9 protein-coding genes are annotated in these 8433 nt (G+C 69.4%); 8 read left to right on the forward strand and 1 reads right to left on the reverse strand.

Annotation, left to right across the window (positions count from 1 at the left end; translation table 11 throughout):
* From MTDSW087_RS15210 to MTDSW087_RS30165, 4 genes are all read left to right on the forward strand, one after another.
* Nucleotides 1-1035, forward strand: a complete 1035-nt coding sequence (locus MTDSW087_RS15210) for an aspartate-semialdehyde dehydrogenase (RefSeq protein WP_144765302.1) — start codon at nucleotides 1-3, stop codon at nucleotides 1033-1035.
* 168 nt (nucleotides 1036-1203) lie between these two features.
* Nucleotides 1204-2304, forward strand: coding sequence for a hypothetical protein (locus MTDSW087_RS15215; protein WP_144765304.1), 1101 nt, complete (start codon nucleotides 1204-1206; stop codon nucleotides 2302-2304).
* A complete protein-coding gene (locus MTDSW087_RS15220) occupies nucleotides 2301-3158 on the forward strand; it encodes a hypothetical protein (protein WP_144765306.1) in 858 nt (285 codons plus the stop codon). The genes MTDSW087_RS15215 and MTDSW087_RS15220 overlap by 4 nt, the downstream gene beginning before the upstream one ends.
* Before the next feature lie 87 nt (nucleotides 3159-3245).
* Nucleotides 3246-3392 (forward strand): hypothetical protein, encoded by a 147-nt coding sequence (locus MTDSW087_RS30165; RefSeq protein WP_186383855.1) that lies wholly within the window; start codon nucleotides 3246-3248, stop codon nucleotides 3390-3392.
* Here MTDSW087_RS30165 and MTDSW087_RS30825 read toward each other — a convergent pair.
* Nucleotides 3384-4034, reverse strand: a complete 651-nt coding sequence (locus MTDSW087_RS30825; RefSeq protein ID WP_144765308.1) for a CatB-related O-acetyltransferase — start codon at nucleotides 4032-4034, stop codon at nucleotides 3384-3386. The two genes, MTDSW087_RS30165 and MTDSW087_RS30825, sit on opposite strands and share 9 nt — an antisense overlap.
* A 252-nt stretch (nucleotides 4035-4286) precedes the next feature.
* Here MTDSW087_RS30825 and rimP point away from each other — a divergent pair, with 252 nt between their 5' ends.
* From rimP to MTDSW087_RS15245, 4 genes are all read left to right on the forward strand, one after another.
* Complete coding sequence (gene rimP / locus MTDSW087_RS15230) at nucleotides 4287-5027, forward strand: ribosome maturation factor RimP (protein WP_144765323.1); 741 nt, start codon at nucleotides 4287-4289, stop codon at nucleotides 5025-5027.
* A 124-nt stretch (nucleotides 5028-5151) separates the two neighbouring features.
* Nucleotides 5152-6768, forward strand: coding sequence for a transcription termination factor NusA (nusA, locus tag MTDSW087_RS15235; protein WP_144765310.1), 1617 nt, complete (start codon nucleotides 5152-5154; stop codon nucleotides 6766-6768).
* Between the two features lie 10 nt (nucleotides 6769-6778).
* Entirely contained in the window at nucleotides 6779-7498 is a 720-nt protein-coding gene (locus tag MTDSW087_RS15240) for an RNA-binding protein (RefSeq protein WP_144765312.1), read from the forward strand.
* A 176-nt stretch (nucleotides 7499-7674) separates the two neighbouring features.
* Nucleotides 7675-8433, forward strand: a 759-nt coding sequence (locus tag MTDSW087_RS15245; RefSeq protein ID WP_186383856.1) for a translation initiation factor IF-2 associated domain-containing protein, incomplete at its 3' end; no start/stop codon positions are given.

Consider the following 8433-nt stretch of genomic DNA (forward strand, 5'->3'; position numbering starts at 1 on the left):
ATGGGCTACAAGGTTGCCGTCGTCGGCGCCACGGGCAACGTGGGCCGCGAGATGCTGGACATTCTGGCCGAGCGGGCATTCCCCGCCGATGAGGTCGTCGCGATCGCCTCGCGCCGCAGCCAGGGCCAGGAGGTCTCCTTCGGCGACAAGATTCTGAAGGTCAAAGCCCTCGATACCTACGACTTCTCCGATACCGACATCTGCCTGATGTCGGCCGGCGGCGAGGCCTCCAAGGAGTGGAGCCCCCGCATCGGCCAGCAGGGCTGCGTGGTCATCGATAACTCGTCGGCCTTCCGCTACGACGCGGACGTGCCGCTGATCGTGCCCGAGGTGAACGCCGACGCGGTCGCGGGCTTCACCAAGCGCAACATCATCGCCAACCCGAACTGCTCGACGGCCCAGCTCGTCGTGGCGCTGAAGCCGCTCCACGAGGCGGCCGGCATCAAGCGCGTGGTGGTCTCGACCTACCAGTCGGTCTCCGGCGCCGGCAAGGACGCCATGGACGAGCTGTTCAACCAGACCCGCGCCGTGTTCACGGCCGGCGAGGTGACGAACACCAAGTTCACCAAGCGCATCGCCTTCAACGTCATCCCGCACATCGATGTGTTCATGGAGGATGGCTACACGAAGGAAGAGTGGAAGATGGTCGCCGAGACCAAGAAGATGCTCGACCCGAAGATCAAGCTCACGGCCACCGCCGTGCGCGTGCCGGTCTTCATCGGGCATGCCGAGTCGGTGAATGTCGAGTTCGAGCGCCCGATCACGCCCGAGCAGGCCACCGAGATCCTGCGCGCGGCCCCGGGCGTGCTCGTGGTCGATAAGCGCGAGAACGGCGGCTACATCACCCCGCACGAGGCGGCCGGCGAGGACGCGACCTACATCTCCCGCATCCGCGAGGACGCGACCGTGGAGAACGGCCTCGCCTTCTGGTGCGTCTCGGACAACCTCCGCAAGGGCGCGGCCCTCAACGCCGTCCAGATCGCCGAGGTGCTGATCAACCGCAAGCTCCTCCAGAAGGCGAAGCAGGCCGCCTGATCCTGCTCGCGGCCCGCGCCGAGGCGCCGGGTCGGCCTTCTCGCTCTACCGACGCCGTCCCGCTCGCGGGGCGGCGTTTTTCGTTGCCGGCGCACTAGGAAATAAGGCTGGAAATTCCCGTTTTGTTCTGGTATTTGATCCTAATCAAGGGCGATTCGGATCGGTGCCATGGCAAGACAACCGCGGGTCGGTGACGAGGTCCGAAGCCTGAAGGGCCTGCTGGCCGGGCTGTCCACGGAGACGAAGCTGCTCCGTCTGGAGCAGGCCCTGCGCCGGAAGGACTGGTCCGACCAAGCGCGCGCGCCGGCCGGGCAGTCGAATGGCGGGCAATGGGTCGCCGAGGGCGGCGGAGGGGATAGAGGGTGGACGCTCTCTGACGACGATGCGCAGGTGATCCGGCCGCAATGGGCCCAGCTTCCCGGATCCGAGCCTGCCCAGACCCGCGAGGAGACGCTCCTCGACGACGGCACCCGAATCCTGTCGATCCGCATCCATGCGGGCCGGCGCGACTTCGACGAGCAGCACGCGGTCACCGCGCCGGACGGCGAGAGCCGGATCTTCGAGACCTCCGGCGCGACGCAGACCATCCGGGACGGCGTCTCCGGCGAGATCCTCTCGCGCAGCACCTTCACGGAGCAGGGCGCCGAGGCAGAGGCGATAGCGCAGCCCGCCTTCCTGCAGTTTGTCCCGGCAGCCGTGGCGGCCGTCCGGATCCTGCGGACGCTGGAACTTGCCGGCACCCTCTTCTCGGCCCTCTCAGCGCGGCGCGGCGGCTACGGCACTGTCCTCGGTATCACGGCGCACGAGTTCCGAGGGACTAAGGATGACGGACAGATGCCGGTTATCTGGGTCGGCCGGGTCGATCAGCAGGCCCTTGAGGCCGCCTGTCCGAAAACTGAGGAGCTCCAATCCCGGCTCGACGCTTTCAACGCGGCCGTGCGCGGAAGTGGTCTGTATCGGACCCCGGCCGAGGTCGGAAATGCCGTTCATTACAGGATGGACCAGTGGGCCAAAGCTCAGAAAAGCAAAAATCTCTTTTCTGAGCTTTCGATCAGAACGGACGGAAAGGAGGGAAAATATGGTGAAGCTGGGACGAGCCGGCTTGATATCTATCATAGGCCTAGGCCGACGGTCGCCTGCATCTACGACCACAAGACGGGATCTCGCGGTCTCGCTTGGTCGAATGCGGTCCGCTACGCGGACGCGGCAAAGAAATATTTCCCTGAAACCCAACGGATCATCGTCATCCAGATGAGGCCACGCACGTGACGAACGCCAAGCAGAAGAAGTGGCTCTTTCGTGCGTTGCTGGAGCGCAATCCGGATCTTTTCCAGGCCAATTCGTACGCGATCTGGATCCAGCCGGTTCGGCATTTCATTGCTCAGGTCTGGGTCAATTCATGCCGCGATCCGAGTATGTTTAGTCCAAGTCTGAGTCTGACGCCTTTATATTGGGGTGGAGCGTCAATCCATTCCGATATCGGCAGCTTCTCAGAGCTGTTCAGCCGCGAACCTCCTCCGGCACCCTTTACCAGAGAATATTTTCTGCAACCGGAATGCGATCTGCAGCCGGACTATCCGCAGCTCGCCGCTTGGGGGCAAACGATCGGGCATTGGGAACTGACGGTTCCCGAGATCGACCAGATCTTCACGCGTGCCGTCGAGGAGCAGGTCTTGCCGCTGCTGCGCCCGATGGCGCTGGACCATCGCGCCTATCTGGCCTTCTACCACAGCTACCTCGTCCCCCACGGGGGGCTGCACGATGGGCAGCGCATGGCCATCGCGCTCGCGGAGGGGGCTCTCGACGAGGCGCGGGCTGTCTTCGCGCGGCTCTGGGAACGCCACGAGACGGATCGTTACGGAGACTACGAGCCTCCGGAGCCCCTCGTCTATCCCAAGCGCGGCACGCGTACGCGGAGCGCCATGGAGGCCTGGGACAAGGCCTCCGACTGCATCCAGTACCGGGACGAGCGCCGCCGCATCCTCGAGATCGCCGAGCCGCTCCGCACGGGCGACCGCGCCGCCATCGCGGCGATCCTCCATCGCTGGGAGGCCGAGGCGGTGCGCATCCACAAGGTCGAGCGGTACTGGGAGCCGACGCCCTTCCCGATCGAGGAGGATTGATCCGTTCCTTCAGTTTGTGGGCAAATTTCCCACACAATCCGGAAACACGAGCCCGGCACAAGGCGCCCTCCCCGAGGATGCCCGTTCATGCCCGTGCCGAATCCACCCCGCCTGCGCTTCCGCGAGATCTCGCTGCTCTGCCTGCTCGCCCTCTGGGTCGCGGCCGTCTGCCGCGTCGAGCAGGCTCCGCCGCTGACCCCGCCGGCGGTACCCTATGCGAAGACCTCACGCTGAGGCGGCGGCCTCCAGGCGGTCGACGCTGCCGTCGCTGATGGCGGCGAGGTTCCGGGTGATCCGTTCGGCGTCCCAGTCCCACCAGGCGATGCGCAGGAGCCGGGCGATGTCGGCCTCGGGGAAGCGCAGCCGCACCACGCGGGCCGGGTTCCGGGCGACGATCGCGTAGGGCGGCACGTCCGCGCTCACCACCGACTTCGCCGCCACGACCGCGCCGTCCCCGATCGTGACGCCCGGCAGGATGGTCGCGTCGTAGCCGAGCCAGACGTCGTTGCCGATCACCGTGTCGCCCCGGTTCGGGAACCTGCCCGCCGGCTCGTAGGCGGCCCAGGCGCCGCCGAAGATCAGGAACGGGTAGGTCGAGGGCGCGTCGAGGCGGTGGTTGCCGCCGTTCATCAGGAAGCGCACCCCGCTCGCCAGCGCACAGAACTTCCCGATCCTCAGCCGGTCGCCCAGGAAGGCGAAGTGGTAGAGGATGTTGTCGAGGAAGGCCTGCGGCCCGGCCGGGTCGTCGTAATAGCTGTAGGCGCCGACCGTGACGTTCGGCGGCAGGTCGAGGTTGCTCAGGAAGACGACGCGCGGATGCGCCGGCAGCGGGTGGAGGCGTGCGGGGTCCGGGCCGGAGGCGTCGTCGTGCGTCATGCGTGCTCACCTCTGCCGGATCGGGAGGCGGCCCGATGCCATGCCGGTCGGGCGGAAATGGGAAGACTCGTCGCCCGGCGAACTTGAACTTGCCCCAATCCGGCGTTATCTACGCGGCAACAGTTCTGATGGCAGTCGCGAGGCTGCGGTTCGGAGTGGGTCCCCCGGGGCCCGCTCTTTTTTATTGCCGCACCCCGCCGCGCCCTACGTCGCGCGCTCCCGAAGCGCCGGAGATCGACCAGCATGGCGGATATGGCGGAAGCCACCGAGAAGCGTCTCGTCAGCGAGAGCGGCGTCGCCGCGCGCGTCGTCCAGGTCATCGAGGGCGCGATCGAGGGGCTCGGCTTCCGCATCGTGCGCGTGAAGGTCACCTCCGGCGGCAACGCCACGGTGCAGATCATGGTCGAGCGGCCGGACGGCACCTGCGCCATCGAGGATTGCGAGGCGGTGAGCCGCACCATCTCGCCGATCCTCGATCTCGACGATCCGGTGGGCGGCGCCTACAACCTCGAGATCTCCTCCCCCGGCATCGACCGGCCGCTGGTGCGGGTCTCGGATTTCGCCCGCTGGTCCGGCTACGAGGCCAAGGTGGAGCTCGCCCGTCCGCTCGACGGGCGCAAGCGCTTCCGCGGCATCATCGGCGAGCCGGACGCGGTCGCGCGCACCGTGCCGATCGACCTGCCCGACGTGAAGGAGGGCCTGCCGAGCCGCATCGTGCTGCCGCTGGCCGATCTCGCCGAGGCCCATCTCGTCCTCACCGACGAGCTGATCCGCGAATCGCTCCGCCGCGGCGGCCCGCCGGCCGACGAGGAGCCGGAGGAGGACGAGGAGCCGGAGGAGGCGGCGCCGCAGGTGCGCTTCATCCCGGCCCCGAAGCGCCCGAAGCCGAAGGCCGACAAGCCCGTGAAGGCCAAGCCCGCAAAGGGGCCCGGCCCGAAGAAGCCCGTGATCTCGAAGGCCGCACGCCTCAAGGACCGCGACTCGCTCCACTAGCGCGTTCCTGAAGCCGAAGCGGAGGCCGGTTCGGCGAAGAAGAGCGCAGTGAAGACCTTGATTCCGTTTCAACGGACTGCCCCGGGCGGTCCGCACGTTTGACGAGTAGAAGGAACCTGAACCGATGGCCGTCGTCAGCGCCAACAGGCTCGAACTCCTCCAGATCGCCGACGCGGTCGCCCGCGAGAAGGTGATCGACCGCCAGATCGTCATCGAGGCGATGGAGGAGGCGATCGCCAAGGCCGCCCGCTCCCGCTACGGCGCCGAGACCGACGTCCACGCCGAGATCGATCCGAAGACCGGGGCGCTGCGCCTCTCCCGCCACCTGCTCGTGGTCGATCTCGTCGAGAACGACGCCCGCGAGATCACCCTCGACCAGGCCCGCCGCTACAATCCCGGCGCGCTCGTCGGCGACGTGATCTCCGACACCCTGCCGCCCTTCGATTTCGGCCGCGTCGCCGCCCAGTCGGCCAAGCAGGTCATCGTGCAGAAGGTGCGCGACGCCGAGCGCGACCGCCAGTACGAGGAGTACAAGGACCGCATCGGCGAGGTCGTGAACGGCCTCGTCAAGCGCGTCGAGTACGGCAACGTCATCGTCGATCTCGGCCGCGGCGAGGGCATCGTGCGCCGCGACGAGATGATCCCGCGCGAGACCTTCCGCCCCGGCGACCGCATCCGCTCCTACCTGTTCGACGTGCGCCGCGAGGTACGCGGGCCCCAGATCTTCCTCTCGCGCTCGCACCCGCAATTCATGGCCAAGCTGTTCGGTCAGGAGGTGCCCGAGATCTATGACGGCATCGTCGAGGTGAAGGCGGTCGCCCGCGATCCGGGCTCGCGCGCCAAGATCGCGGTGATCTCGCGCGACGGCTCGATCGACCCCGTGGGCGCCTGCGTCGGCATGCGCGGCTCGCGCGTCCAGGCGGTGGTCGGCGAGCTGCAGGGCGAGAAGATCGACATCATCCCGTGGTCCGAGGACCAGGCGACCTTCATCGTCAACGCCCTCCAGCCCGCCGAGGTGGTGAAGGTGGTGCTCGACGAGGAGGCCGACCGCATCGAGGTGGTGGTGCCCGACGACCAGCTCTCGCTGGCCATCGGCCGCCGCGGCCAGAACGTGCGCCTCGCCTCGCAGCTCACCGGCTGGGACATCGACATCCTCACCGAGGCCGAGGAATCGGAGCGCCGCCAGAAGGAATTCGCCGAGCGCACCCAGATCTTCATGGAGGCGCTGGACGTCGACGAGACCGTCGGCCAGCTGCTCGCCGCCGAGGGCTTCCGCTCCGTCGAGGAGATCGCCTATGTCGAGCCGGGCGAGCTCGGCAACATCCACGGCCTCGACGAGGAGACCGGCGCCGAGATCCAGGCCCGCGCCCAGGACCACCTCGCCCGCATCGAGCAGGAACACGACGACCGCCGCCGCGAGCTCGGGGTCGAGGACGAGCTGCGCGAGATCGAGGGCGTGACCACGCCGATGCTGGTCGCCTTCGGCGAGAACGAGGTGAAGACGATCGAGGACCTCGCCGGCTGCGCCACCGACGACCTCGTGGGCTACACGGAAGGGCGCGGCCCCGAGGCCGTGCGCCATGCGGGCTATCTCGACGGGTTCGACCTGTCGCGCGCCGAGGCCGAGGCCATGATCATGGCCGCCCGCCGCCATGCCGGCTGGGTGCAGGACGAGCCGGAGGCCGAGGCCGAGGCTGAGGAAGGCCCGGCCGAGGGCGAATCCGCCGAGGCGCAGGCCTGAGGATCGTCCCATGGAAGCCGCGACCGAGATCGAGGACGAGCCGGCGCTCGATGCGGGGCCCGGCGGCCGCGTGCCGCAGCGCACCTGCATCGTCACGCGCGCGGTCGCGGCGCCCGACGCCCTGATCCGCTTCGTGCTCGATCCCGAGGGCGCGGTGGTGCCGGACCTGCGCGCCCGGCTGCCCGGCCGCGGCGCCTGGGTCGGCGCCCGGCGCGAGACGGTGGCCGAGGCGGTGCGCCGCCGCCAGTTCCAGCGGGCCTTCAAGGGCAAGGCCAAGGCCGTACCCGAGGATCTCGCGGACCGGGTCGGCGCCGGCCTGCGGGCGGATCTCCGCCAGGCGCTGGCGCTCGCCAACAAGGCGGGCTGCGTCGTCACGGGCTTCGGCAAGGTCGAGGCGGCGATCGGTGGCGAGCCCGGCATCGCCGCCCTGTTCCACGCGGCCGAGGCGAGCCCGGACGGGCGGCGCAAGCTCACTCAGGCGTTGCGGCGGCGGCATGGCGACGCCATATCGGGGATCCCGATCGTGGATGACCTGTCCGAGAGCGAATTGGACATGGCCTTGGGTCGGGATCATGTGATACACGCTGCGCTCGTCGCAGGAGTCGGAGCCACCGGCTGCCTGGCGCGTTGGCGTCGGCTACGCTCCTTCGAGGGCGCCGGTACGGCGATCGAGGAGCCGGGCTTGGCCCGCGATGACGGGGGCGACCCGCCCCTGCCAGGAGGTCCATAGACCTTCCGGCGGTAGCGGGGTCGAGGCTCGCGGTCATTGCGGGACGCGACATCTTAGGAATTCTTGGCTGGATCCGTGGGCTCAAGCTCACCGCTTCCTGCTCAGGACGAGTCTGGTCGGCGTCCAAGGGGGCGTCGGTTCACGGGACGATGGAAACCCTCAAGGGTTCGAACTGAATGAGCGATACGAACAACCCGGGCGACAAGACTCTGACGAAGGCACCCGCGAAGCCGCTGTCCCTCAAGCGGCCGATCGAGTCGGGAACCGTGCGTCAGAGCTTCTCCCACGGCCGGTCGAAACAGGTCGTTGTGGAGACGGTCAAGCGCCGCGTGATCGGCGCGACGCCCGGCACCCAGGCTCCTGCCCCGCGCGAGGCGGCACCCGCCCCCCGGCCCGCTCCCGCGGCGCCGGCCGCGGCTGCGCGGCCCGCGCCGCGCCCCTCCTCGGGCGTCGTGCTGCGCACGCTGAGCGAGCAGGAGAGCGCCGCCCGCGCCGCGGCCCTGGCCGATGCGCAGCGCCGCGAGCGCGAGCAGCAGGAGGCGAAGCGCCGTGCCGAGGCGGAGGCCGAGGCCGCCCGCCGCGAGGCCGAGGCCGCCGCCGAGCGTGAGCGCCAGGCCGCCGAGGCCCGCAAGCGCGAGGCCGAGGCCGAGGCGCGCCGCCAGGAGGAAGAGCGCCGCCGCGCCGCCGAGGCCGAGGCGCAGGCCGCCGCGGCGCCCGCGCCGCAGCCGGCTCCCGCTCCGGCGGCCGCCCCTGCTTCTGCACCTGCCCAGGCCGCGGCCCCCGCGCCCGCCCAGGCTCCGGCTCCCACCCCGGTCCAGGCCGCCGCTCCGGCTGCCCCGCGCCCGGCCCAGCCCGCCGCCCCGGCTCGCCCGGCGGCTGCGGCTCCGGCTGCCCGCACGGGTGCTGCTCCTGCCCGCACGGGTGCCGCCCCGGCC

Origin of the sequence: Methylobacterium dankookense (assembly GCF_902141855.1) — a bacterium.
GTDB lineage: Bacteria > Pseudomonadota > Alphaproteobacteria > Rhizobiales > Beijerinckiaceae > Methylobacterium > Methylobacterium dankookense.